Genomic DNA, 25,975 nt, shown 5'->3' with positions numbered 1-25,975 from the left:
GTATTTTCAGGCTATGTTAAAGGTTAGGGCTGATTTATGATGCAAAGAAATCTAGATCAGAGAGTAGAATTGATTTTTCGCCCCAGCCGGACGCTTTCCTCGGGGTGAGCGATAAGCCATCACCCATCGCTTACGCGCGTGGTTGTGATGTCTTATCTGTCTCACTCATCCCGTAGGAGTCGCCGTCTGGCGCTCCAATCAATAAACGGCGACAGCTTATCGATTGCTAAAATATTTACTCGCATAAACAAAGCTGAAAAACTGTCACCAACCCCAATTTCATCATCTATTTATGTTCTTAATAGCCATTTGAAAGTTCCTTTGTTTATGTTTACAGTCACTATAAAAAAGAATTGTTAGTCAAAATCAACCAATAACTTTAACAAAGCTTATTTTTAAAAAGGCCTACCTCTAAGGTAGACCTAAGTTTAAAAATATTATACAGGAAGGACTGGGTGTTTTCGAGGTGCAATTGCAATTTCTTTGTCTTCATAGTATCTCAAACGATTAGCAAGCTCGTTACGCAGATCGCTCGGCTTCACAATTTCATCGATAATCATTTCAGATGCCAGCTTATAAATATCTATTTCTTCCTTATATTCTGCATGCTTTTCTTGAACGAATTTCAATCGTTCTTTTGGATCCTCGATTGCTTCAATCTTATTGGAATATACAGCGTTTACCGCTGCCTCAGGTCCCATAACAGCAATTTGAGCGGTAGGAAGTGCGATACACACATCAGGTTCAAAAGCTGGTCCAGCCATAGCGTAAAGACCTGCGCCATAAGCTTTTCGTACAATAACAGAAAGCTTTGGTACAGTTGCTGAGCTCATAGCAGCGATAAGCTTAGCTCCATGGCGGATAATTCCTGCCCTTTCCACTTTTGTCCCTATCATGAAGCCCGGAACATCTGCTAAGAATAATAATGGAATGGAGAAAGCATCACAAAGAGAAATGAACTTAGCAGCCTTGTCTGCAGAATCTACGAACAGGACTCCACCTTTTGCCTTCGGTTGGTTCGCTATGATTCCTACCGGTTTCCCTTCAATTCGAGCAAATCCTGTTATTAGCTCAGGAGCAAACAGTTTTTTTATATCAAAGAAAGTACCTTCATCGATTAATGCATCAATTGCTTCATACATATCGAAAGGTGCGTTTTGGTTTTCAGGAATAATTTCCTCTAACGTTCTACCTTCTTTGGTTTGTTTCGATTCAACCGTTTTTGGCTTTTCGGTGTAATTGGCAGGGAAGTAGCTTAAATACTTCTTCGCTTCTTCTATAGCTTCTTCTTCCGAGGAAACAAGCACGTCGCCGACTCCACTAACTGTACAGTGCATGCGCGCGCCCCCCATTTCCTCTAAGGTCACCTTTTCTCCAATTACTTTTTCAGCCATACGTGGAGATCCAAGGTACATCGAGGCATTTCCTTCCACCATAAATACAACATCACAAAATGCCGGTATGTACGCCCCTCCTGCAGCTGATGGTCCAAATAACAAACATATTTGAGGAATAAAACCGGATAATCTCACTTGATTGTGAAAAATTCTACCAGCTCCTCGACGATTAGGGAACATTGCTAATTGGTCTGTAATACGTGCCCCAGCAGAGTCTACTAAATACAATAGTGGCACACGATTTTTTTCAGCAATTTCTTGGATTCGAATTATTTTTTCAACTGTTCTAAATCCCCATGATCCAGCTTTTACTGTAGAGTCATTTGCCATTACGCAAACTGTTTGTCCATTTACTTTTCCAGTTGCAGTAACAACACCATCAGCAGGTAAGTCACCTGCTTCTACATTTGCAAATCGACCGTCTTCTACGTATTCCCCATTATCAAATAACAGGTTTAAACGATCACGAACAAACAGCTTCCCCTGCTCCTTCATTTTCTCATGATACTTTGAATGTCCACCTGCATAAATAGATGATAATTTTTCTTCTAACTTATCGTTATACCCCTTTGTTTCTCCCACTTTGTAAAACCCCCGTTTCAAGTAGCAGCAGCCGAGCCCTGTATGTAGGGCACACTCCGACTGATACAATTGCTTGATAGAATAAAATAAACAATTATTTTAATTAATAGATACATTTATTGAACGATTCGTTAAACCTACTTAATGTTCTAATAGAATTTTAAATACGCAACTTACATTTTTGGTATTGGAGGTGTTTTTATTCGAACGTTACTAATACGTCTCCCTCATTTACGAAGTCTCCAACTTGAGCCTTTATTTCTAGAACTTTACCTGCGACATTAGATTCTACAGGAATTTCCATTTTCATCGATTCAAGTACCATAACCACTTGGCCTTCTTGCACTTCGTCCCCCACTGCAACGTTAACCGTAAATACTGTACCTGCCATAGTTGATTCTAAATTTTTCATTTTGAAATTTCCTCCCTTTGTTTGTCCATCCATTCCCCTAAAACGGATGTTGAATATACTCCACTTTCAAAAGTACTGTCATGTAAAAACTGGTCAAATAGTGAAATATTAGTTCTTACACCTTCTATTTTAGCAGAAGAAAATAATTTTTGTGCTTTCTCTATTGCTAATCTTCTGTTTTCTGCATGTATAATTACTTTGGAAATCATTGGATCATAAAAAGGAGTCACCTTATTTCCTTCTTCATACCCTGCATCTATTCGTACATCCGAATCATTTCCCCATGTAAGAGTAGATATTGTTCCTGGAGAAGGGAAAAACGTTTTTGGATCCTCTGCGTAAATTCTAAATTCAAACGCGTGCCCATTAGTTGTAATTTTGTCTTGCTCCTTAACCGGCAACTCCTCACCTTGCGCAACCTTTAGCTGCCATTCTACTAAATCAAAGCCTGTTACCGCTTCTGTTACTGGATGCTCTACCTGTAAACGGGTATTCATCTCTAAAAAGTAAAATTGATGATTTTGGTCTACGATAAATTCCACCGTGCCAGCATTCACATAATCGACCGCCTTTGCCGCATTAACTGCCGCCTCAAACAGCTTCTTCTTGGCTTCTTCTGGGAAGTTAGGAGATGGAGATTCTTCAAGAACCTTTTGATTTCTTCTTTGTACAGAACAATTACGTTCGAACAAATGCACGATGTTTCCTTTTGTATCCCCAAAGATTTGTACTTCAATGTGGCGAGAGTCTTCAATAAATTTTTCTAGAAAGACGATATCACTACCAAAATAGGATTTGGCTCTAGTTTTAATCGATTCAAAGTGCTTGGTAAGGGTTGCTTCATCGTCACATTTAATCATGCCGATGCCACCTCCGCCCGCGCTTGCCTTAAGCATAATTGGGTAGCCAATCTGTTTAGCTGCGTGAAGTGCCTCGTCCAACGAATTAAGCCCATCCTCAGTTCCCGGTACCACAGGCACGTTTGCATGAATCATTGTTATACGGGATTCAATTTTATCTCCCATCTTTTCAATCGTTTCCGCTTTAGGGCCAATAAACGTAATTCCAGCCGCCTCTGCTTTTCTAGCAAACTCTGCATTTTCTGACAAAAAACCATAGCCTGGATGAATTGCATCTACACCTTCTCGTATAGCAAGCTCAATTATGTCATCAGCCTTTAAATAAGACTGTTGCACCTGACTCGGCCCAATAAGAAAAGCATAATCCGCCTCTCTTACATAAGGAAGCTGTTCGTCCGCTTCACTATAAATTGCCACAGTTTCAATATTTAATCGTTTACATGTCTTAATAATCCGTCGTGCTATTTCTCCCCGATTTGCTATTAACAGCTTTTTCATATGTATCTCCCCTTTGTCAAAATATTCTCCCCACTATTAGTCTATACGAAAGTTGAAAGTGAATTCAACTTTCACATAATAATTGATTAAAATCATCTACATAACCTAGGGCCAAATAACCAACAAAAAATTACAAAATCGTTACAGGTGCCAGGCACCTGTAACGATTCTGATATAAAATTATTTTCCATTAAAAAAAGTCTCTATTTTTTAGAGACTTCCTTGCTAATTTCTTTCTATGTGTTGAACACCTTGTTTGGCCCAGTTCACTAGTACCTCGTAATCTCTTTTTAGTAAATTATATGCATTAGCTATTTCATCATAGGAATTTTTCATTTCATCATAACTTTGCATGGCAAGTTGCAAATGGTTTTGAAGGGAAGTGGAATCGTTTACAGTCTCCTTGAAACTTTCTACCTTCGGGGAATCCTCTTTTGGGAAAAGTTGTGGGCGAAGATTTTTATTCCATCTAAATGCACAAGCTTGTTTGGACCGTCCTAACAACACGCTGGCTTCCTGAAACCCTGAGATTTGGGTGTGGCCTTGTTCGATTTTCTTTAGTACTATCTCTTTTAGTAGATTGTCTTCGTCGAGGGTCCAGCTATCTTTTCTCAATTTAACATTCACATTAATCACCCTTTGCTTTTTTATTAATATATGCAAAGTGGGTATAAATAGACTCTATTTTATTTCTTTTTTGATAAAAAAGAATTCACTGCCTCATGGTGTACATCAGCTTCCCAAAGTATAGAGCATTCTTTCACTTCTTCCATTATTCTCTCAAATAATTTAGATTGCTCCCATTTTCGTATGATCTGTTTTTTGTAGGCCTTCAAAACTGTCGAATGGGGAAGAATCATTTTGGAGATGAAGTCTTGTAGAGCAATCACTTTATCACCCTCAAACACTTCGGTAGCCCAACCCATTTCTAATAGCTCCGATGAATGATAAGGTGTGGCTTCTGTTAACATCTTTAGCGCTTTATCATACCTCATACCCTTTTCAAAAAGGTATGTTCCTCCACCCCAGCCACTGGTAATAGCAAGTTTACCTTGGATAAAACCACATTTTGCTTCCTTTTTGACAAGTCGGAAATCGCATAATGTGGCTATTTCACATCCCCCACCAACTGCGGTCCCATTAATTAAAGCTATTGTTGGTACCTCGAGAGTAGCTACCTTGTAAAGTTCTTTAGCTACCTCGCTTAGCATTGCGTAAGATTCCTCCGCCGTTTTTAGCTCATGAAAAACCGATAAATCTCCTCCTGAACAGAAAGACTTATCTCCTGCTCCTGTGATTACTACAAGCTTAATTTCTTTATTTGAATTAACCTCGGTCACAAGCTGCCTAAATCCAGCCAAAACATCAAAGTTAATAGCATTATGTATGTCAGGTCGATCAATCTCAAATATTAGGATGTTATCCTGTTCTTTTATTGTGTAAGCCAACGTATGTACCTCCTAAAATGAATATAGAGAAAAAGGCTACCGAAGAGCCATGGTCTCTTTGGTAGCCTTTTAAGGAACAAATACTGTATTATTTGCTCACTACTTCTTTCCCTTTGTATTGACCGCATGATTTACAAACTCGGTGAGCCAATTTCATTTCACCACAATTTGAACAAGCAACCATACCAGGTACGGATAATTTAAAATGTGTACGACGTTTTCTTTTTACAGTTTTAGAAGTTCTTCTAGCTGGTACTGCCATTGGTGGCACCTCCTTACAGATCTATTATTCGTCTGTTTGATCAAAATACTTAGCTAAATCAGCAAGTCTTGGATCCAATTTTGGTTGGTCATCTTCTTGCAATTCTTTAAGATCTTCATCAGTAGTAAAGCTCCAACCTGTCCCACCCTCGTGTTTAAATTGGTCTGCACCTTCTTTATACACTTGCAATGGTATTTCTAAAAGAATTAATTCTTCCAGAACAGGATCGACATCAATGACATCCCCTTCTACGATATGATAATTATCATACGCTTTAGCAGAAGCGAGTGCAGTGTCGGACCAGGTGAATACTTCATCCGAATGAATCTCAAATGGAAATTCTACATCTTCCCAAGTGCGTGCACATGGTAAGGTTAAAACTCCAGAAAGCTGAAAATGACAAGTCATTTGCGCTGCACCAAATGTGCAGTGCCCTTTTACATGAACGGGTGAAATCTTTCGAACGTCTTGATTTCGCTTCTTCACATTTTCGAGTTCCACGAATTCATCTATATCTAGACCATTCTCACGATATTTAGAAAGCTGACTAATTGCCCATTTCATACGATTATCACCTCAAGACAACAAAGTTGATTATATAATGCTTAGTTTTAGATGTCAAGATAATTTCTTGTCACTACTTTATTTTAACATTATACTTTCAGTAAGGAAAGTATTTAAGATTGGTCCAGATTTAACAGACAAAACAAGGATAGCAAAGACTACCAGCTAGAAGATCAGAAAATTTAAGGGGGATTAATTATAATGAAAGCCACAGGAATTGTTGTAGAATACAATCCATTTCATAATGGTCATCTACACCATTTACAACAGTCCATTAAACAGACGGATAGCGAACTTTCAATCGCTGTCATGTCCGGCAACTTCTTGCAGCGTGGAGAGCCAGCGCTTGTAGATAAATGGACTAGAGCTAAAATGGCAGTAGATGCTGGTGTCGATTTAGTTATAGAGTTACCATATGCATTTGCAACTGCACAGGCAAGTGATTTTGCTAAGGGAGCTATTTTTTTATTGGATGCATTAAAATGCGACAGCTTTTGTTTTGGAAGTGAGGAAGGGTCAATAGAGTCTTTTAATCATACAGTTAAGTTGTTAACCTCTAAAAAGAATGAATATAACGAGGCTATCTCCCAATTTATAAAAAAAGGGATTAGTTATCCAAAAGCACTGAACGAGGCATATCATGTATTGGCAAATGAAGCAACTGAACCTCTAGTGGATTTGTCTAAACCGAATAACATCTTAGGCTACCATTACATGGAGGCTGCACGTCAAATAAATTCATCCATCAAGCCAACTACAATTCAACGCATTGTGGCTAACTATCACGATGATGCTAAAAAAACAGAATCGATTGCGAGCGCTACTGGAATTAGAAAGGTGCTCTTCGAAGAAAAAGAGCTTTCTAAAATTCATCCATATTTACCCGACACAAGTCTTATGGGTCTAACCAAATGGATTGACCAGGCAGAAAGCTTCGGTAGCTGGGAGCGTTTTTATCCTATTTTGCGCCTAATTATTTTGCGCCAGGATAAACATAGCATTGCAAAGTATGCAGAGGTGACGGAAGGCATTGAAAATGCTATTTGGAACGCTGCTGCAAAGCATGACAGTTTCTTCCCATTTATGGAGCAAATAAAATCCAAACGATTTACCTGGACAAGAATACAAAGAATGTTGACCCATATTTATAATGCATTTACATGGGAAGATTTAAGAGCTATTGAGTACCCTACCTATATCCGACCACTTGCAATGAGTCAAAAAGGACAGACCTACCTCCAATTCATAAAAAAAGACTTGCAGCTCCCTCTAGTTAGTAGGGTGGCTGCAAGCAAGGATAATATACTACTGCAGCTTGATATTAAAGCCGCAAATCTATATTATTTAGGACTTCAAACTAAATTTGGTTCATCCATGGTTGGGAGCGAATTTAGAAAGATACCAATTAGAATTTAATCATTTAGGTTCTAGGTTATCTAAATATTCCATTGCATCGTCAATGGTTTTCACTGGCACAATTTTCATCTTTGTGCCAATTTTTTTTGCCGTTTTTAAAGCTTCCTCATAGTTAGAGGTAAGATCTGGGTTTTTAGCAACAATTTCTTCAGATATATCATCGTCGGGTGCAAACATGAAATCTAGACCTTTTTTATCTGCAGCAATTACTTTTAAGTCAATTCCGCCTATCCTTCCAACAGTACCATCTTGTAGCATTTCACCAGTCCCTGCAATATCGTAGCCTTTTGTTATGTCCTCTGGAAGCAATTGGTTTAATAACTCAAGGGTAAACATTAGACCTGCCGATGGACCTCCAATATCGTCGGATTTAATCTCTACAGACGGGGTGGTTTCTACTACCTTGTTTTCAGTATAGGAAATACCAATACCAGCCTTTTCAAGGACCCCTGGGACCGATTTAAGGGTTACCTCTTTAGTAAGCACCTTTTCTTCCCGCTCGACCTTTAAACGAACGGTATCGCCCTCTTTTTTATCTACTAAGTACTTAGCAATCACGTCTCCCGTCAGATCAGACAAATCATCCATTTCTAAAATTTTGTCTCCTGGTTTTAGAATATTGTGAGCGCCCCCTCCATCCACTACATTAAAAATAAATATTCCGTGATTAATAACGGTGTATGGTTTTTTCGCTCGATCAAAAGCCACCGTAATAGCATTAAACTGAGAATCAGACATAAGCTTTAATTGACGTACATTATATTCCTCCTCATCTTCGTCCTCTTGGCGAATTTGATCGGCAGGATAAATCTTTTGACTATCTGTTACTTTCGCGTACGCATACGTGAGAGGAGTCGCCTTTGATAGAGCAATAGTTAGAAGACTTAATGTACCCTCGTCATCCTCATCTCCATTTTCAACATGTACCAATGGAGAAAGCTCATAAGCTCCGCCTGGTCTTGAAATGTAGGATTCCATTGGATAGAAGCCTAATGCCAAAATAATTACAACAATAAAAAGAAGGACTATTGGTTTTATCTTCTTCATAAGTTATCCCTCTCTTTCATAAATAATTAAATATAAATATAAGTTTATCACTTCCAATTTTGACTGACAAAACATATTAAGAAAATATTGCTAACTCTGGAATATTTAAAAGAATGAATAACTCTGTTCAAGAAAGAAATCTTACAAAAACTACGCTTTGAGGAAAAAATATTTTCCTTTAAGAGATAAGGAATGACGCAAAATGCATATTATTGTTACAGTTGGCAGTTGGGCACTTATTATTCTCTTATTTTTACAGCCTGGAGTTTCACATAAAGGTGCATTAGAAGGGATGCGCATCTTCACTACATCTCTCATGCCTTACCTATTACCTTATTTGGTGATCACTCAAATGTTTATTCGCACTCAGAAAAAATTTTTAACTACCAGTAACAAATTTAAACTTTATTTTAATATTTACCTCCTGACAGCTCTTGGGGGCTTCCCTAGTGGAGCAGCCATTATATCCTCCTTAAAGGAGATAGGCACCTTAAACGCCCGGAATGCAAGCTGGCTATTAGCTATTTGCCACGCACCTAGCCCAATGTTTGTGATTGGATTTGTGGGAATTGAAATATTTAATGCAGAAATAGCGGGGCTTAAATTATTAATCATCATTCATGTAGTCAACCTTATTTTCCTACTAGTATTCATTATTTTCTCCAAGCCTATTCAAATGAATACATACAAAAAAGAAGCTAACACCTCTCCCTTCCAAGAGAGCATAAAAGAAACCTATCAAATCCTTTTACTTATTGGGACGACCGTTATCTTCTTTACTACAATTAGCTATATCGTATTTGAATCTTTAAAAGAAATCATCCCAACTATTTCACCAACTGTCCTAGTTTTTGTATCCTCACTTTTTGAAATGACGGGTGGGATTAGCCTTGCCGGACAAATACTATCAGGATCCTACTACCTTCCTTTTATCATTGCTCTTATTATTGCTTTTAGCGGTTTAAGTATTCATATGCAAATAATTGTTCTTGCTCAAAAAGCAGGCATACCCATTCGGAAATACCTCATGTTCCGTTTGCTCAACATGCTCATCATTCCACTATTTTTCATACTTGGCTAAATGACAGAAGTGTTACTGGTGCCAGGCACCAGTAACACTTCTGTCATTTATTGATCGGAGGCAAAAAAATACCTTGCCCGAGGGCAAGGTTATGGTTGATGCTTATATTTTTCTTTAAGCGCTATTTCCACTTGTGGTGGTACTAGCTCTCCAATGTTGCCTCCGTACTTAGCAACTTCTTTTACTATACTAGAGCTTAAAAATGAATATTGATTTTTGGTCATGATAAAAAATGTTTCGATTTCATCATTCAAAACTCGATTCATAGAGGTGATTTGCATCTCATATTCAAAGTCAGAGACTGCTCTAAGACCTCTAATGATTGCACTTGCTCCTACGTTCTGAGCATAGTCCATAAGTAAACCTGAGAAGGTTTCTACCTTTACATTGGGCAAGTGGGCAGTTACTTCCTGAATAAGCTTTACTCGTTCTTCTACAGAAAATAGAGGATTTTTAGAGGAGTTATTTAAAACAACTACATAAACCTCTGAAAAAATAGAAGCTCCTCGAGTAATAATATCAAGATGTCCATAAGTGATTGGATCGAAACTTCCTGGAACAACTGCCATTTTACTCATGTGATTTCCCCTCTTCTTCTTGGTAACGATAAATGGAAATAACCGTCCCACCATAATTTTCTCTGCGCGAAAGCTGGAACTCTCCATAAGCATCCGGTAGATCCACCATCTTTTCATGCTCACAGACGATTGTTCCTGTTTCAGACATTAGACCCTTTTCCACTATCTCCCCAACCAGATTATAAAAAGGAGTTTTACTATAGGGAGGATCAACGAATAATAGCTCTATACTCAGCGCTCTTTTTTCAAATGCCTTTACTGCACGAGATGCATCTATTTTGTATATCTCGCTTGCATCTTCTAAGCGACATTTTTTTAGATTTTCGTTAATGGTTTGAATCGCTTTATAATCTTTTTCAATAAAAATACATGTTTCTATACCTCTACTTAAAGACTCAATCCCTAGTCCACCACTGCCTGCAAATAAGTCCACAGCCGTTCCGCCATTAAAGTACGGCCCAATCATATTAAAAATAGACTCTTTCACCTTATCTGTAGTAGGTCTTGTATTAGTTCCTGGTACTGCCTTCAATGGTAATCCTTTTCTAGTTCCTGAAATAACTCTCATACTATTTCTCCCAGCATTAATTAGACGTTTCTTCTTGTAAATGAATTCGTCCGTCCTCTTTATCTATGTTCAACAAAAACAAACGAATCATCCACGTCTCTTCTATATAAAATTTTGAACCGATTTTTTCAAAGGGCTCGGACATGGCATCATATCTTTTTTGATTATAAACATAAAATGGTTCTTGAATAGGAAATCTAAATGCCCTAGTTTCATTTTGGACGTATAAACCTTTATCTGTGTCGTCATACGTATAGCCCAACACATCTAATAATGGTTCTGCTGCATACAAAACCTTTCCATCCTTAAATAGGACGTCGATGTCCTTTTGTATGCCATCGTTAATATATACAGGTCGTGAATCTTCAAACAACAATGGGAACTTGTCGTTTTGCAGATCATTCCATTCGAAAAATGAAGTTTTGGAGTCCAGAAGAGATGACAATAGCTTATCCAACTTCTCCGCACTTAACTCCTTCTGATTTTCCAACAAGGACTTCCATTCTGACAATTGACTATTAGTCAAATAATTAGTTATGGTCTCATACATCCATATTGACTTTTCAGCCCCCACAGGAGACTCCATTAAAAAGCTGCTTACTACTTCTGCTAGCAGAAGATTTTCGGTCGGTAAATTATAGCCATCCTGAATATTTTTAACAGCTATATCTCTCTGTATAGAAGGCAAGTCCTCATTTTCCAAAAATAAAATATTGGTTGCGTTCACTTTGTACTTATTATCCTCAACTAAAATAGAAGAATGTCTAGTGTTAGGTAATTGTAATTCATCTAAAAGCTTTTGTAGACCAACCGCTACCGGCTCCTTGGAATAGACCGAATAATGATCATTTTGGTATTGAATCGGTAAAGCTTCTTGTTGCCAATATAACTCTTGTACAGTACCTTCTCCAATAGAAAGTGAGTAGTCAATTAAGTCTAAAGAAGAGTTACCAATCTTAGGTAGTCCACTTACCCACATTCCTCCTCTTTTTAAAGAGTCTGTTATATGTAATGTTGTATAGGTTACATCACCATTTTCTAGCTTTAAGAGAAAATCAGAAAGAACGACTCCTTCTTTTAAACCATTTGGCAAAGGAAAAGTATAGGATACACTTTGACTGGAGACTTCATCTTCAAGAAAGCTACTCAAGTCTTCTGCAAAACGTTTACAGCTATCTCCAGCACCGTTTAAACAGCTCCTATTTTCACTAGCAATTGGCCATAAAATAGAGACTTTCTCCTTTGGTAAGTTAAAAAAGTGATGATTTACTTGTATACTATTTTCAAATAATTGGATATCTACTTCTTGCTCATATGAAAAGTCCTGTACTTCTTCATCTATATTGGAGGAGTACACCTCATATTGAAATAATAATAAAACGCAATTTGTTACTACTAAAAGCATAGATATAAAGCCTACAATAATTTTCATGGAATTGTCCTCCAACATAGTGGTAAGATGAATTGGAAAGGAAGTGTTTTCATTGATCCAACGTTTTATAGAACTTGGCGAAGGTTACGGAGATACATTTGAGCTATGTGAATTAGCACGTGTAAACAAGGAACGTATTTACAGAGCATTTATCTTCTCTTCACCAAAAAATGGGAAGGACTATATTTCTATAGCAATTGCTCTAAAACCCATAAATGATACCAAATTTTTCCCAATTTACATTTGCCGTGAGGGCATTCCCCAGTCACAGCCAGAATCCAAAAGACTAAGTACATTTAAAGAAACTTTAAACGAGTTACAGGTTGAACCAATAAAAATATCTATTAAGCATTCCTCGACGTTTGCAGATACGCATTTATTTTATCAGTATATCATTGGAATCCTAAGATTAAACCATTATATACCACCATTCCAATAAAATGCTATAGACCGATTTTATAATCATACTCTTTAGCTTTATCTGGTTTACTATTTTCAAATTCTGTTTTTACAAACGGACGATAGGACTCTAATATTTCTTTTACAAAAGGAAGTTTATTCATCTTTTGTTTAGCCGCTTCTATCTGATCCTGATCACAATATAAAACGACATATTTCATTTTTTTAGAAATATAATGGACATGCCCGTATTTTCTTAAAGATTTAGCCTGCTTTAAATGGTGCACATAGACAATTAGTCCTTGTCTTTCTGTCATACGCTTCCCCTCATTTCTTCCTTCAAGAATAACATATGGAGGATTTTGATAGCAACAACAACTAGCTGACAGCTAAATATCAATTGGCTATAATTAAAGAAATCGTCGCAACATAAGTGAGTTAAGTTCCTATTATCTTGCTACAATTTGAATAAGTCCAAAAAGGGGGATTAAAATATGGGGAAAAAATCTAATGTAGCTCTTGCAATTGCTGCTGCTGCAGGTGCCGCTTGGGCTAGTACAAAAGCTTTATCAAAGCCGGATAGCCGCCCTTCAAAGGAAGCATTAAAGTATGAACATCCCATTATTCTTGCACATCGAGGAGGACTAGCCCTTGCTCCTGAAGGCTCCATGGCTGCTTTTGATAATGCTGCAAAATTAGGAGTCCATGGCTTTGAAATTGATTTGAGATTAACTAAAGACGAAGAAATCATTGTATTTCATGACGAAACATTAGAAAGAACAACAGATCTTACAGGCAAGGTTGCAGACTACACGTTGTCTGAGCTTAGAGATGCAGATATAGGGTATCATTTTAAAGATATAAAAGATGGCTTTTCTTATAGAGGCAAAGGTGAACGAGTGGTAACACTTGGTGAGTTAATCGATGCTTATCCACAAATGCTCATTAATATGGACATAAAGGACAACCCTGCGACTTATGAAGGTAGTCTAATGCCATCTAAGCTATGGAGATTGATAGAAGAAAAACAAGCCTTTGATCGGGTAGTTGTAACAAGCTTCTTTGATGAACAAATTGATCGTTTCAATCTCTACGCTCAAAACAGAGTTGCTTTAGGTGCCGGAGAAAAAGAAGTGAAAAAAGCATACACAGCTTACACTTCACAATTTAGACATTTATATCATCCAAAGGCGGACATTTTTCAGTTACCGCTAAGAGCCAAAATGGTTTCTCTGGACAGTCCTGGATTTATAAAATTTTTATCTACTTTAAATATCCCGGTACATTATTGGACCATCAATGATCCAGAGGTAATGAAAAAGCTTATTCAAAATGGAGCAAAAGGGATTATTACAGATAGACCTGACCTAGCAATTGATGTATTAAAGTTGAACTAGAATTTTATGAGTAAAAAAAGGATGTGCACAATTAATGTACACATCCTTCCTAATTTATTTGGTGCAGCTATCCATTTGTTTGATTAGCTGACTTTTAATTTTGTGATTTTCTTAAGCTGAGCAAGAGCACGACCCGCCGGTTCCACAGCCACTACCGCAGCTTGAACCGCTAGAAGCGAAAAATGGATTACTTACAGGTACTTTGACTCCTTCTGAGACTGTTTTACCAATAATCAAGCTTACCTCATCGAGGAGGTCCTGTAACTCGTTTTCAGCCACCTTAAGAGCTGCTATTTCATCTACCATATCAAGATTACGTTTAGTTACACGAATGTCTTTCATGACTCTTGAGTAATCTGGATGGTATTTTCCAAAGCGTTGAACCTCTTCATATTGGTCCTTCAGTCGGGTAAAGCTATTGATTTCCCGCACTAGTTCAGGTTTTGTATATACAGCACGATGTGCATTTAAGTAAAGGTAAAATGGTTCAGAGGATAAAATCATTGTACATAATAGGTCTGAGTGATCCATTATATCCACCCATTCATCAGTCATAATCATAAATAAAACCTCCAATCCTGTTTATCATAACAGAAAACTGGAGACAATTGTTAAACTAATAACTTAAGTGTTAGGAGAATTTCTATGGAAAATTTACAAACTCTATTTGAACAAGTTACAAAAGAAGCTTCAGAAACGGAAAAAGGCTTACTGACAGACTTCCTTACCGGATTAAAAAAGAAACAAGAAGGACTTGCCCCTACATACCTAAATGCGACGTTTCAAATGGACACTCGTTTTGAGGACAACCAATGTATTGTAACACTTCCTGTTACCCCACTAATTCATAACAGCTTTGATATGCCTCATGGTGGTGTCATTGCAACTTTGGTCGATAATGCTATGGGATTTTTAGTGAACAAAGACCTTCATCCAGAAGGAAAAGGTGCCGTTACAACTAATATGACGATTAACTACATAAAAGCTTCATCCGAAAAGCAACTGATTGCTACATCTACGTACTTACATAAAGGAAGACAAACGCTAGTAATGGAATGCACGGTTACCCAACCGGATGGGAAAAAGATTGCTCATGCAACCGGATCATTTTTTGTTATTACACCTTCATCAAAATAAGACTGAACTACTTCAAGATCAGAAAAGGGTAAAACAACTTCTTTAATAATTTGTTCTTTTTCATGCCCTTTTCCCGCTATTAGAACGACGTCTCCTTCTTGAGCGGTAGCTAATGCCAAGCGAATTGCATTTCTTCGATTAGCTTCCACCATTACCTTGCTAGGGTCTATCCCTTGAATAATCTCTGCAATAATTGCTTCTGGTTCCTCATTTCGTGGGTTATCAGAAGTGATAATTGCCTTAGTAGCATATTTGGAAGCTACTTCTCCCATCCATTTTCTCTTTTGCTTATCACGATTTCCTCCACACCCAAAGACAACGAATATATTTTTCTTCGCATAAACTGTAATAGAAGACAAACAAGCTTCTAATGCATCAGGTGTATGTGCGTAGTCTATCAATACTTCAATCCCCTTATTATTCTGTACCCTTTGTAGCCTTCCAGCCGGTAAATTTACTGGATAGATCATCTCACATGGGAGGCCAAGCCCTAACATTGCACCAAGTGCAGCAGCTAAATTCATCCCATTATGATATCCACTATTCCTCATGATGACAGACGTCTCTTTTCCATTTACTTCATATTCATACTTAACTTCTTCATTTAAATATTTTTCATTACTAAAAATTACATCGTTACCTTTCTGATTTCCGAATCGTATTGTTGGTATATATGCTTTTTGTGCAACTGAACGACACCATTCATCATTATTATTAACTACTAGCTTTCTCGCTAATGGAATGAGTAGCTCCTTAGATTTTTTATATGGCACCATCCCACCATGAAACTCTAGATGGTCTTTTCCAATATTTAAAAATACAGCTACGTCCATTGGATAACTTCCTAATCGATTATCCAACAAGCCTTGAGAAGAGGCTTCTAATACGATGTATTCCACATCATGGTCATAACAATACCTCACTACCTGTATGAAATCATAAAAAGGTAGAGTGGTATTGTTTCTAAATTGTCTTTCCAATTTTTCACCATTCACATAGACCCCTAGAGTACCAATTACACATACTGACTTCTGTTGTTGCTTTAATAGCTGCCCAATAAAAGAAGCAACGGTAGTTTTGCCATTGGTACCTGTAATGCCTACTGTCTTTATTTTTTGTCCATATTTTTTATAGGTTAAATACGCAATCTTGTCTTTTAGCAAAAACATATCAGATGGAAGAACGATTTGTGGAACACTACAGTCTGGAATATAATGCTGAGTAATGACTAGATTAGCCCCTCTTTGGATTGCTTCTTCTACAAAGGTACGATTGTTGGATTCCCAGACAAATACATCTCCAAACTGTATTTGTTTGGAATGATCTATAAAACGATGAACCGTTATACCATTTAAATCTCCAAATATCTTATATTCCAGACCCTCTAATAGCTCTTTTATTGGATAAATAGTAGCTCACTCCCTACACCATTCTTGTTAAATCGCATACAGTAAAATGAATTCCTTGTATTTTATGAACGGAGTGTTTGAAATGTCACGAAAAGAGTGGTTGAAAATATGATTGTGCAAAAATATGGAGGAATTGCGATGCAGGATACTTCGAATAGACAATTAGTCATCGAAAGAATCCAAAAAGCAATCACTGCCCATAAGAAAGTGTTAGTTGTTGTATCCGCCATGGGAAGAAGAGGTCAGCATTACTCTACCGATACATTGCTTGACCTTATACCAAGCTCGCCACACAGTGTAGAGACAGATTTACTTTCTGCATGTGGAGAGCTCATTAGTGCATCTGTACTAGTAGCAGAATTGAAACAAAACGGTGTTCAATCAACTATTTTGTATGGTAAAAATGCTGGGATTATTACTAACGAAGAATTTGGCAATGCAAATATAGATAATGTAGACACCACACAAATTTTAAAAACATTTGAGGACTACCCATGTATCGTAGTTCCTGGGTTTCAAGGAGTTACAGAAGGCAGTAACAATTTTACTACCCTTGGTAGAGGTGGAAGTGATTTAACTGCTGTCGTATATGGCTATTATTTAAAAGCAGATGTTGTAGAATTTTACAAGAATGTACCAGGAGTGATGTCAGCAGATCCTTCTACTAATAGCGAAGTGGAATTAATATCCCATATGACGTATGATGAGCTCCAACTTAAAATAAATGAACCTGTAGAAGTCATACAAAAAAGAGCAGCAAATTTTGCTGCCCTTCATGGTGTCCCACTTCATATTCGCTCTTTGTACGAAGAAACAAATGGTACTTTTGTTCATCTATAATTATTCTAGATTATCTTTTTTCTCAATAAAGTTTTGCGTATAGTAATTACTGTAGACTCCTACACCGGTATGAGTATATGATCTACCTAATAAAGTTTGTCGATGGTCTGGAGAATTCAACCAACCATTCACAGCTTCTCCAGCATCAAAGTAAAAAGCAGCAGTATTACCACCAGCGCGATTAAAATCCAGTGATGCTTCTTTAAGCTTATCTTTAAACCTTGGTATCTCAAAGTTATCGTTTGTAACAATATTATTCTTTGCCATCTCTTCACTGTGCATATCAGCCAAGTTCTGGAGGTTAACGTCTGATTCTAAAACACGTAACCCATGTCGAAGCCTTAAAATATTTGTTATCTCCACAACTTGGATAGCAGTAGCTCTATCCGCCTTTACTTGAAGATTGGAAGATGGTGTTTTAGATTCAATGACTTCCCCACTATATAAGATATCATACGGTTTATGCAGGAGAAGAGTTTGTGAGTCACTAAATCTGACAGCCTCTAGCTGTTGATCCTTTTGATCAATATAGAGCATCGCAAACAAATCATCAAATTGAACCAGCAGTCTAGTTTTAATATCATTTTCGTTTAAGGAAAATATATATGTGTTGTCGCCAATATTCATCGTTACTTCGGATTGCACTAGTGTGAACCGGTAGATGTCTTCAAGAGACTGACCAATCTTGTAAGGGGAAGTATCAACATGATTTCCTATTGCAAATGCTTGTGTTACTTTGTCTTCTTTAACTCCTATTAACATATAGTCGGAGAAAGTCTTATTATATACCCACCATTCATATCCATAAATGGAAGGGTCAATTCTAGCTGGATTTCCATAAAGGGCCCTCACTTCCTTTACTGACTTACCTATTAAAGTGGAGATTCCCTCCTTCGGCCTTGTGAATATACTAACGGTTTCGACTACTTCTTCTCTTTCAACTGGAATTAGCTGGCCGTTATTATTTGAACCTGTTATTAAATCGTTTTCTCGAACTGGTGAATCAAAATATATGAATATTAATAATATAATAGCCATGCCAACTAAAATATGAAATAAAGTTTTCAACTTTTTTGGCTCCTTCGAAGTTCCTTCATTTTCATTAGTATATCAAGGATATGTACAAATACACAATGTTGTCATTGCAACATTTTTGAATTTGAATTAATATTAATAAGAACAGATTCTTAGTATAACTTCAATGTGAAGGAGGACAATTCGATGTATTTTGAAAATACAGGTATAGAAGACAAAGTCTTAGACTTAAATGTATTAGACGACATAATGAAAAAACATGGTTTAATCCGCGCCGGACAATGGGATTATGAACGTGTGACTTACGATAAGAAATTCGAAATTAAAGAGGGTATCTTCTACCTTCGTATATTCGGTTTTACAAAAGAAGGAGATGTTGGTGCACACGAAGCTAACATCACACTTTTAAAACCGGTTTTAGGAAAACACTATTATCCGCATGGTGTGGAATACGGTGAAGGTGAAGTATTCCCGAACCATCTAGTTAAATCTTGTGTAACTACTCTAACAGCTTTAAAAGCTGAATTAGATGAATTTGCTATCCAAGGTTAACTAATGAAACGTTAGAGAAAAATTTCTCTAACGTTTTTTTATCTGTTAAAACTGGTATTCCTTGTATATACTTAAAGGAACGATCTATAAAGGAGCAAAATAGAATGGTTTTAAAAGCGTTTAAAAAAGAAAACATTAAGTATATAATCCTATTTATTTTTATTCTGTTCATTTCTATTTTCATCCTACCAGTGTCAGTTCCGATTATTTTAGCGTTACTTACTGCGATAGTTATTGAACCAGTTGTAAAGTTTACTCAAAGGGTATTTAAATGGAAACGAAAACCTGCAGTTATTACCAACTTCATTTTTTTTCTAACCATCATTTCGGCCCTCTTATATTTCATTGTAACTAAGCTTATAAGCCAACTCCTATATACTTCAAAAGTAATCCCTTACCATCTCAATAGTTTGACTGGGATATGGATAAATATTCAGAATAACGTCTTTCAGTATACCGAAGGACTACCTCTTGAAGTAGTACAGTCCATACAAGATAAGTTTAATGCTACCTTAACAAGTATGAAGGATGCGCTTCTAGATCTTTTAAGCTACTCAAATATTTCGGCCCTGCTAACTAATATTCCTGAGTTTCTTATAAACTTCATAGTTTTTATAATTGCTCTTTTTCTATTTATGTTAGACCTAGAAAACCTAAGTCAAAAATTCTTTTTCTTTCTGAAGGATGGGACTGCTGAAAAGGTACGCGTCATGACTTCTAGCGTAAAGAAAGTAACCATTGGCTTTATGAAGGCTCAAATATTAGCTAGCTTCATCATTTTAGGCGTTTCTTTAATAGGATTGTTATTTATTGTTCCATTTAAAATAGCCATCATAATGTCTCTAGTTATTTGGATCATAGATGTTATTCCTATTTTAGGTTCCATTGCAGTATTGGCTCCATGGGCAGGATATTTATTCCTTGTAGGTGATACTGTATTCGCCACAAAGCTTACGGTTCTTGCTATAATTTTACTTATAATTAGAAGAGCTGTAGAGCCTAAGTTAATGGGTAGTCAAATGGGTATATCCCCTTTAGCGATTCTTATCGCCATGTTTATAGGTGCTAAATTGTTTGGCTTCCTTGGGTTCCTAATCGGGCCACTTGTCGTCATATTATTTATAACCGCAAGAGAAGCGGGCATGATTCGATTAAATTTTAAATTATAATTCGATTACAAATATACAACACAAAAAAGGTGAAATTGCATGTCGCAATTTCACCTTTTTATGTTGCTGAGACTAATTTTACCCCAAGCCTCGTCATTCTATTTCTTATTGAAATTCCCTTGCTTAGAAATGAGTCTACTACAGGGAACATAAGTTATTATCCACCGAGAATTGCTTTGAACACGGAGGTTGTGTCCCCGCCTTTATAGAATATATAAAGCAATGAATACACAGCCACTCCTGTGATTGCGACAAAGAACCATATAACACTAGTAATAGGTCCAAGCTTACGGTGTTTCTTTATATTGTTCTTATATCCTAAATAAATTGTAACTAATCCAAATACTGCCCCAGTAGTGGCTAAAATAATATGGAATATTAAAAATACCGTATAGTAAATTTTAATATCATCCGGACCACCAAAGGCTGTATTTCCTATAAATAATGTTCGAGACACATAAATTATGAAAAACGTAAGCGCTGAGATTGCGGCTGCAAACATTGTTTTTTTATGAGCTTCTATTTTTCTCTGCTTAACTAAAATCCAACCAACCGCAACAAGCACAGCACTTAAAACAATAAAAAATGTGCTGATTGTAGGTAATACTGGAACACTCATTCTCATTCTCCTCATATATAAAAATTATAGTTTAGCTTGTACCTTTAAGTCGTCTAATGCTTTTTGAGTTATTTGATCTGCATTATCCTGCTCATTTTTATACCATGCAAAGAAGATGGAGAATAAGAATGCAGCATATATAATTTCTTGAATAATTTTCATTACTATTCCGCCCAGCTGTTGATCCTCTAGTGGATCTAAGTTAGAGAACAACTCGGGACCAGATAAGTTAAGACCAGCTAATGTATCTGTAGGTACACATAACTCCATGTTCTTTAACCAAACATCAGAATCTGTATATGTGTCATACATTGGACTATTTGAGAAAATGATTAGTGCACACGCTGGGGTGATTAATACAGCACTCGCAACGATAAAACCAATTTTCTTTAGGCCATGTAGTTTTTTTTCCGACTCCAGCACGTCCACAATGGACCACCACATAAAGACAGCCGTTAAAAATAGCATTAAAGTATAAGCCCCGTGAAGAACCTCGTTCATCTTAATAGCATCAAAAACCAAAGGTATATGATACAACGAGAAAGTCATAGTAAATAATACTAATGATAACAGCGGCTTTGTAAAGAAAGGAATGAGCTTTCTTAATACCGGTAACTCAAGAACCACTTTCCATACCCACCATGGAATCCCTTTCATAAGTAAGGGTGGTACTAGTAATAACAGAAGTGCCATCTGAACCATATGGAATGTAAACATGATATGTGCCATTAAATCCATAGGAGAGCCTTTTACAATATATAAAAGAACTAAACCAGAAATAAAATATATTGCTTCTTTTCTTTTTAGTGGCTCGGAAACTTTAAAGTCATTTCTCCATCTGACAGTAATCAAGAAATATAAAATAGCTATACAAACTAATAATCCTAAAAGAATAGGACTCCATAAAGCTTGGAAGCCGAATATGCTAATAGACATACTTATACGCTCCTTTTTAAGTTGCTACCCCTATTATATAGGGCAGTTCAATTAACATCAAATGAACGAACTATGACAATTATTACTATTATAAAATTTGTGACAGACTGTCACACATTGATTTAGATATAAAGGCGATTATAATGAAATCAAATTTCATGAATCACTCTCTGCCGGTTAATTGCACGGATCAGTTCTATTAATGATTCAGAGACAGGCGTCACCTCCATTGGTGCAGATAATATATCATAACGTGCACCTGTAAAGCATCCCAGAAGTTGAATTTAGTCCGTATTTTTATATTAAAACAGGAATTATGAAGTTATTTTATCTAAAAAAAAAAGAGCTAAGAAAAATCTTAGCTCTTTTAGTATTACCACCAAACAATTGTTATGAAAGTTAGTAGGAATGTAAAACCAACCATTGCTGCAAAATAGATGAAATAAGCAGGAATGTTATGATTTTTTTCACTCATATGCATAAAGTAGTAAAGTTGTAACACTACTTGAACTGCAGCTAACAATAAAATGATTGGGATAATGTAGTATTTTGAAAAACCTGCTACTACTGCTGTAAATGAAATTAACGTCAAGAAAATCATGATAGAGAATGTCGTTACTTGTGTACGCATATTCTCTCTTCTTTTTCGCTTCAAATATTCAAATTCAGTTTGAGATCTAACGTAAACATGATTGTCATGTGAAGACATTAGTTCACCACTCCCATCAAGTATACTACTGTAAAGATGAATACCCACACAACGTCAATAAAGTGCCAGTATAAAGATGCAGTATAATATTTTGGTGCATTGTATAAGTTGAATCCACGTTTAGCATTACGTAGAAGTAATAAGATGATCCATCCTAAACCAATAACTACGTGAAGACCGTGAGTACCAACTAACGTAAAGAATGCCGTTGAGAAAGCACTTTGTCCATAGTGGAATCCTAAATGTACATAGTGATTGAACTCATAAATTTCTAATCCTAGGAAAACTAGACCTAACAATACAGTAATAGCCATCCAAGTTTGTGTACCGCGGAAATTATGGTTTTTCATATGGTACATAGCATAAACACTTGTTAACGATGAAGTTAACAAAATCATTGTCATGATAAAAACTAGAGGTAATTCAAATAACGTATTTGTACTGAATTCCATACCCTCTGGCCCTTTATTTTTAAGGGCTAAATAAGTTGCAAACAAACTAGAAAATAGTACAGTTTCACCGGCTAAGAACAACCAGAAACCTAAGAATTTATTCTTACCTTCCATTGTTGCTTGTTCTGGATGATCTGGCCAAGTTTGTGGGGTGTACTTTTTATTCACGTCCATCTTATTTACCCCCTTTGTCATTCATTAAATCTTCTTTATGAATGTGATATCCGTGGTCGTCTTTCAATGAACGAACAGCCATAGAAGCAACTGTAATTGCAAGTCCTAGTACTAATACTGGAACAGCCCAATCTTTTTCACCATTGTAAAGTGCACCGAACGCTGCGATAAATAAACCTAATGTCATTACGAAAGGAATGAAAGAATTGTTAGGCATATGGATATCCGAAATTGGCTCTGCATATGTCATGCCTTCTTTGTTTCCTTCTTGTTTTTCAATCCAGAAAGTATCTAAACCACGAACTAGTGGAGTTTGTTTAAAGTTGTAGAATGGAATTGGTTGTGGAATAGCCCACTCCAATGTACGTCCATCTTCCCAAGGGTCATTTCCAACTTTTTCGTTTTTAACAATTGTGATAACGATATTAATTACAAGGATAATTACACCGATTGCCATGAATACGGCACCACCGGAACTGATTGCGTTGAATAAATCCCAACCTTGATCTGCTCCGAACGTGAATACACGACGTGGCATACCCATTAATCCTAAGAAATGCTGAACAAAGAATGTTAGATGGAAACCGATAAAGAAGAACCAGAAAGTCCACTTACCTAATTTTTCACTTAACATTTGGTTGAACATTAAAGGCCAATATAAATGTAATGCAGCTAAGATAGCAAGTACTACCCCACCAACGATTACATAATGGAAATGGGCAACGATAAAGTAAGAATCATGTACTTGGTAGTCAAGTGGAGCCGCGGCTTGCATGACACCAGTTACACCACCTGCTACGAATGAAGGGATAAATCCTAATGCGTAAAGCATTGGAACTGTAACTTTAATACTTCCTCCCCAAATTGTAAGCAGCCAGTTAAATATTTTCATACCAGTTGGTACAGCAATTGCCATTGTTGCAACTGCAAAAATTGCGTTAGCTGTTGGCCCTAATCCAACTGTAAACATGTGATGGGCCCAAACCATGAATCCTAAGAATCCGATCAATACTGTCGCAAATACCATGGATGAATATCCAAATAGACGTTTACGAGCAAATAATGAGAAAATTTCTGAGAAAATACCGAAAGCAGGTAAAATCAGAATATATACCTCAGGATGTCCAAATATCCAGAATAAATGCTCCCAGATAATTGTATTTCCTCCCATTTCATGATTGAAGAATTGTCCTCCAAACATACGGTCGATGATAAGGAAGAAAAGACCGATTGTAAGTGGTGGGAATGCAAATAAAATTAATGCACTTGCCACAAATGTAGTCCAAGTGAACAATGGCATACGCATATATGTCATACCAGGCGCACGCATATTAATAATTGTTACAAGGAAGTTAATCCCGGCAATATACGTACCAGCACCGGATATTTGTAGTCCGAGTGCATAGAAGTCAATACCGTGACCAGGCGATGCTAAGGACAGTGATGCATAAGAAGTCCAACCAGCATCAGGAGCTCCACCCATAAACCAAGAAAGGTTTAGGAAGATACCACCAAATAAGAATAACCAAAATCCAAGTGCGTTTAAGAACGGGAATGCTACGTCACGTGCACCGATTTGTAGCGGCACGACGGCATTCATATAACCAAATAATATCGGCATGGCTGCAAGGAAAATCATCGTAGTACCATGCATTGTTATAATTTCATTGAAAAGACCTGCACTTACAAAGTCGTTATCCGGTTTAGCCAATTGGATACGAATAAGCATTGCCTCGATACCACCGATTACGAAGAACAAACCACCGGCAGCGAGATACAGGACAGCAATCTTTTTATGGTCTACTGTTGTCAAATAGTCCCATAAAGTTGCGCCAAAGCCTTTTTTCTTAGCTATAGAACTCACAACTTTTTACCTCCCTCATTTTTATCTATGGAATTATTTTTCAATAGATAGTCCCATTAAGTATTCTGCAAGAGCATCTAATTGCTCGTCTGTAAATGGTTTACCACCATTTAATTGTTCATCAGCAGGCATGATGTTACCTGGTTTATACTCTTGAGGATCACTGATCCATTTTTTTATATTTTCTTTATTGTGTTCCATGAAGCCTGCCACGCGGTTACGATCTCCAAATGTAGCTAAGCTTGGTCCCATTTGACCAGCCATACCTTCGCCACCAGTTGCGTGACATCCAATACAAGTAGCTGTTTGGAATAATTCTTCCCCTTGTTGAGCAAGATCCCCTTCTGCAGTATGTACAGTGGTTTTCATTGCTTCTGCCCACTCATTGAAATCTTCACGATTCATTGATTTTACTTTAAAGTCCATTAATGCATGGGATGGTCCACATAATTCAGCACATTTTCCGTAGAAAACTCCATCTTCTAATCCTGCAGATTCTTTATCGAATACAAGGTAGAATTTGTTTACGTTTTCAACGTTTGTATCTAATTTACCACCGATTGATGGAATCCAGAATGAGTGTTTTACATCAGCAGCCTTCAAATTGAAGAATACTTGCTCATCTGTAGGAACAACTAGTTCTTGTGCAGTTACTATTCCTAAGTCCGGATACTCAAATTCCCACCAGTATAACTTTGCAGTTACGTTTACTGTTAGGTTTGTTTTGTTTCCTTCTTCATCCACTTGATCCATAGCTGCAACATCTGCATGCTTATACGTGTAATAAACAGTTGGAATTGCAAGAATAACTAAAAGTATAATTGGAATAACTGTCCAAATAATTTCAAGTGTGTGACTTCCTTCAACCTGTTTAGGAATCACATCTTCTCCAACCTTTTTGCGACTATATCTCGTTAGAGCAATTACATAAATTATCACTACTACTATAATAACTAATGCCATAATAGCTGATGCTAGTAGTAATAGATTAAATTGATCTCTTCCGACTTCTCCCGCAGGTGATAGCGTTGATAAATATTCTTCGCCACAACCCGACAGAAAAATCGTAAGAGCTGCTAACAGTGAAAAAAGTCGCCATTTTTTAAGCCCTTTCATCATAGCTAAATCAAACCCCTCT

The 25,975-nt window shown here is 36.9% G+C and carries 29 protein-coding genes; 8 read left to right on the top strand and 21 right to left on the bottom strand.

Annotated features, from left to right (window positions below; all coding sequences use genetic code 11):
- Window positions 1-437: 437 nt before the first annotated feature.
- The 7 genes from Q0371_RS13530 to Q0371_RS13500 form a co-directional block, all read right to left on the bottom strand.
- Window positions 438-1,979, bottom strand: coding sequence for an acyl-CoA carboxylase subunit beta (locus Q0371_RS13530; RefSeq protein WP_298471944.1), 1,542 nt, complete (start codon window positions 1,977-1,979; stop codon window positions 438-440).
- 199 nt (window positions 1,980-2,178) lie between these two features.
- The gene (locus tag Q0371_RS13525; RefSeq protein ID WP_169358972.1) at window positions 2,179-2,391 is read right to left on the bottom strand and encodes an acetyl-CoA carboxylase biotin carboxyl carrier protein subunit; all 213 of its coding nucleotides are present in this window, start codon (window positions 2,389-2,391) and stop codon (window positions 2,179-2,181) included.
- Window positions 2,388-3,749, bottom strand: coding sequence for a biotin carboxylase N-terminal domain-containing protein (locus tag Q0371_RS13520; RefSeq protein ID WP_298471941.1), 1,362 nt, complete (start codon window positions 3,747-3,749; stop codon window positions 2,388-2,390). Before Q0371_RS13520 ends, Q0371_RS13525 begins: the two co-directional genes overlap by 4 nt.
- Before the next feature lie 225 nt (window positions 3,750-3,974).
- Entirely contained in the window at window positions 3,975-4,376 is a 402-nt protein-coding gene (locus Q0371_RS13515) for a hypothetical protein (protein WP_169358970.1), read from the bottom strand.
- 59 nt (window positions 4,377-4,435) lie between these two features.
- Window positions 4,436-5,197: an enoyl-CoA hydratase/isomerase family protein gene (locus Q0371_RS13510; protein WP_169358969.1), complete on the bottom strand. Its 762-nt coding sequence runs from the start codon at window positions 5,195-5,197 to the stop codon at window positions 4,436-4,438.
- 88 nt (window positions 5,198-5,285) lie between these two features.
- Complete coding sequence (gene rpmF, locus Q0371_RS13505; RefSeq protein WP_144537945.1) at window positions 5,286-5,459, bottom strand: 50S ribosomal protein L32; 174 nt, start codon at window positions 5,457-5,459, stop codon at window positions 5,286-5,288.
- 24 nt (window positions 5,460-5,483) lie between these two features.
- The gene (locus Q0371_RS13500; protein ID WP_298471936.1) at window positions 5,484-6,023 is read right to left on the bottom strand and encodes a YceD family protein; all 540 of its coding nucleotides are present in this window, start codon (window positions 6,021-6,023) and stop codon (window positions 5,484-5,486) included.
- Between the two features lie 201 nt (window positions 6,024-6,224).
- Between Q0371_RS13500 and Q0371_RS13495 the strand changes: the two genes are divergently transcribed.
- Window positions 6,225-7,439, top strand: a complete 1,215-nt coding sequence (locus tag Q0371_RS13495; RefSeq protein WP_298471934.1) for a nucleotidyltransferase — start codon at window positions 6,225-6,227, stop codon at window positions 7,437-7,439.
- On the opposite strand, the gene Q0371_RS13490 is transcribed toward Q0371_RS13495, so the two are convergent.
- Window positions 7,440-8,486, bottom strand: a complete 1,047-nt coding sequence (locus tag Q0371_RS13490; RefSeq protein ID WP_298471932.1) for a SepM family pheromone-processing serine protease — start codon at window positions 8,484-8,486, stop codon at window positions 7,440-7,442.
- A 202-nt stretch (window positions 8,487-8,688) separates the two neighbouring features.
- On the opposite strand from Q0371_RS13490, the gene Q0371_RS13485 reads away from it, so the two are divergent.
- Window positions 8,689-9,567, top strand: coding sequence for a hypothetical protein (locus Q0371_RS13485; RefSeq protein WP_298471930.1), 879 nt, complete (start codon window positions 8,689-8,691; stop codon window positions 9,565-9,567).
- 89 nt (window positions 9,568-9,656) lie between these two features.
- Here Q0371_RS13485 and coaD read toward each other — a convergent pair whose 3' ends face one another.
- From coaD to Q0371_RS13470, 3 genes are read right to left on the bottom strand one after another with little or no spacing between them, the layout of a single operon-like run.
- Window positions 9,657-10,145 carry a pantetheine-phosphate adenylyltransferase gene (coaD, locus tag Q0371_RS13480; protein WP_169358964.1) on the bottom strand — a complete coding sequence of 163 codons (489 nt, stop codon included), beginning with the start codon at window positions 10,143-10,145 and terminating at the stop codon, window positions 9,657-9,659.
- On the bottom strand, window positions 10,138-10,713 hold the full coding sequence (rsmD, locus tag Q0371_RS13475; protein ID WP_169358963.1) for a 16S rRNA (guanine(966)-N(2))-methyltransferase RsmD: 576 nt from the start codon (window positions 10,711-10,713) through the stop codon (window positions 10,138-10,140). The genes coaD and rsmD overlap by 8 nt, the downstream gene beginning before the upstream one ends.
- 16 nt (window positions 10,714-10,729) lie before the next feature.
- Window positions 10,730-12,145 (bottom strand): hypothetical protein, encoded by a 1,416-nt coding sequence (locus Q0371_RS13470; protein WP_298471928.1) that lies wholly within the window; start codon window positions 12,143-12,145, stop codon window positions 10,730-10,732.
- A 52-nt stretch (window positions 12,146-12,197) separates the two neighbouring features.
- Here Q0371_RS13470 and Q0371_RS13465 point away from each other — a divergent pair, with 52 nt between their 5' ends.
- Window positions 12,198-12,584 (top strand): methylthioribose kinase, encoded by a 387-nt coding sequence (locus Q0371_RS13465; protein WP_298471926.1) that lies wholly within the window; start codon window positions 12,198-12,200, stop codon window positions 12,582-12,584.
- A 4-nt stretch (window positions 12,585-12,588) separates the two neighbouring features.
- Here Q0371_RS13465 and Q0371_RS13460 read toward each other — a convergent pair whose 3' ends face one another.
- Entirely contained in the window at window positions 12,589-12,861 is a 273-nt protein-coding gene (locus Q0371_RS13460) for a DUF2129 domain-containing protein (protein WP_169358960.1), read from the bottom strand.
- 177 nt (window positions 12,862-13,038) lie between these two features.
- On the opposite strand from Q0371_RS13460, the gene Q0371_RS13455 reads away from it, so the two are divergent.
- Complete coding sequence (locus Q0371_RS13455; RefSeq protein ID WP_169358959.1) at window positions 13,039-13,941, top strand: glycerophosphodiester phosphodiesterase; 903 nt, start codon at window positions 13,039-13,041, stop codon at window positions 13,939-13,941.
- Between the two features lie 111 nt (window positions 13,942-14,052).
- Here the strand turns inward: Q0371_RS13455 and Q0371_RS13450 are convergent, their stop codons facing one another.
- Window positions 14,053-14,502, bottom strand: coding sequence for a YlbF family regulator (locus Q0371_RS13450; RefSeq protein ID WP_169358958.1), 450 nt, complete (start codon window positions 14,500-14,502; stop codon window positions 14,053-14,055).
- Window positions 14,503-14,586: 84 nt separating this feature from the next.
- Here Q0371_RS13450 and Q0371_RS13445 point away from each other — a divergent pair, with 84 nt between their 5' ends.
- Window positions 14,587-15,078 (top strand): PaaI family thioesterase, encoded by a 492-nt coding sequence (locus Q0371_RS13445; RefSeq protein WP_169358957.1) that lies wholly within the window; start codon window positions 14,587-14,589, stop codon window positions 15,076-15,078.
- On the opposite strand, the gene Q0371_RS13440 is transcribed toward Q0371_RS13445, so the two are convergent.
- Window positions 15,033-16,424 carry a UDP-N-acetylmuramoyl-L-alanyl-D-glutamate--2,6-diaminopimelate ligase gene (locus tag Q0371_RS13440; protein WP_298471969.1) on the bottom strand — a complete coding sequence of 464 codons (1,392 nt, stop codon included), beginning with the start codon at window positions 16,422-16,424 and terminating at the stop codon, window positions 15,033-15,035. The genes Q0371_RS13445 and Q0371_RS13440 overlap by 46 nt on opposite strands.
- 171 nt (window positions 16,425-16,595) lie before the next feature.
- Here Q0371_RS13440 and Q0371_RS13435 point away from each other — a divergent pair, with 171 nt between their 5' ends.
- Window positions 16,596-17,327 carry an aspartate kinase gene (locus tag Q0371_RS13435; protein ID WP_298471923.1) on the top strand — a complete coding sequence of 244 codons (732 nt, stop codon included), beginning with the start codon at window positions 16,596-16,598 and terminating at the stop codon, window positions 17,325-17,327.
- On the opposite strand, the gene Q0371_RS13430 is transcribed toward Q0371_RS13435, so the two are convergent.
- Window positions 17,328-18,395, bottom strand: a complete 1,068-nt coding sequence (locus Q0371_RS13430) for a CAP-associated domain-containing protein (RefSeq protein ID WP_298471921.1) — start codon at window positions 18,393-18,395, stop codon at window positions 17,328-17,330. It abuts the gene before it with no gap.
- 153 nt (window positions 18,396-18,548) lie between these two features.
- Here Q0371_RS13430 and Q0371_RS13425 point away from each other — a divergent pair, with 153 nt between their 5' ends.
- Together Q0371_RS13425 and ytvI are read left to right on the top strand one after the other, a co-directional pair.
- The gene (locus Q0371_RS13425; RefSeq protein ID WP_169358954.1) at window positions 18,549-18,914 is read left to right on the top strand and encodes a YugN family protein; all 366 of its coding nucleotides are present in this window, start codon (window positions 18,549-18,551) and stop codon (window positions 18,912-18,914) included.
- A 104-nt stretch (window positions 18,915-19,018) separates the two neighbouring features.
- On the top strand, window positions 19,019-20,083 hold the full coding sequence (ytvI, locus tag Q0371_RS13420; protein ID WP_298471919.1) for a sporulation integral membrane protein YtvI: 1,065 nt from the start codon (window positions 19,019-19,021) through the stop codon (window positions 20,081-20,083).
- A gap of 157 nt (window positions 20,084-20,240) precedes the next feature.
- Here the strand turns inward: ytvI and Q0371_RS13415 are convergent, their stop codons facing one another.
- The 6 genes from Q0371_RS13415 to coxB form a co-directional block, all read right to left on the bottom strand.
- A complete protein-coding gene (locus tag Q0371_RS13415; protein ID WP_169358952.1) occupies window positions 20,241-20,702 on the bottom strand; it encodes a DUF420 domain-containing protein in 462 nt (153 codons plus the stop codon).
- Window positions 20,703-20,726: 24 nt separating this feature from the next.
- Window positions 20,727-21,638: a cytochrome c oxidase assembly factor CtaG gene (gene ctaG, locus Q0371_RS13410; protein ID WP_298471917.1), complete on the bottom strand. Its 912-nt coding sequence runs from the start codon at window positions 21,636-21,638 to the stop codon at window positions 20,727-20,729.
- 373 nt (window positions 21,639-22,011) lie between these two features.
- Entirely contained in the window at window positions 22,012-22,347 is a 336-nt protein-coding gene (ctaF, locus tag Q0371_RS13405; protein ID WP_298471915.1) for a cytochrome c oxidase subunit IVB, read from the bottom strand.
- Entirely contained in the window at window positions 22,347-22,973 is a 627-nt protein-coding gene (locus Q0371_RS13400; protein WP_298471913.1) for a cytochrome c oxidase subunit 3, read from the bottom strand. Before Q0371_RS13400 ends, ctaF begins: the two co-directional genes overlap by 1 nt.
- Window position 22,974: 1 nt before the next feature.
- Window positions 22,975-24,837 (bottom strand): cytochrome c oxidase subunit I, encoded by a 1,863-nt coding sequence (locus Q0371_RS13395; protein ID WP_298471911.1) that lies wholly within the window; start codon window positions 24,835-24,837, stop codon window positions 22,975-22,977.
- Between the two features lie 33 nt (window positions 24,838-24,870).
- Entirely contained in the window at window positions 24,871-25,956 is a 1,086-nt protein-coding gene (gene coxB / locus Q0371_RS13390) for a cytochrome c oxidase subunit II (RefSeq protein WP_169358947.1), read from the bottom strand.
- Window positions 25,957-25,975: the final 19 nt, after the last annotated feature.

Origin of the sequence: uncultured Psychrobacillus sp. (assembly GCF_938022135.1) — a bacterium.
Lineage (GTDB): Bacteria > Bacillota > Bacilli > Bacillales_A > Planococcaceae > Psychrobacillus.
Note: the sequence above shows the minus strand (reverse complement) of the source record. Positions and strands in the feature narration are given on the sequence as shown.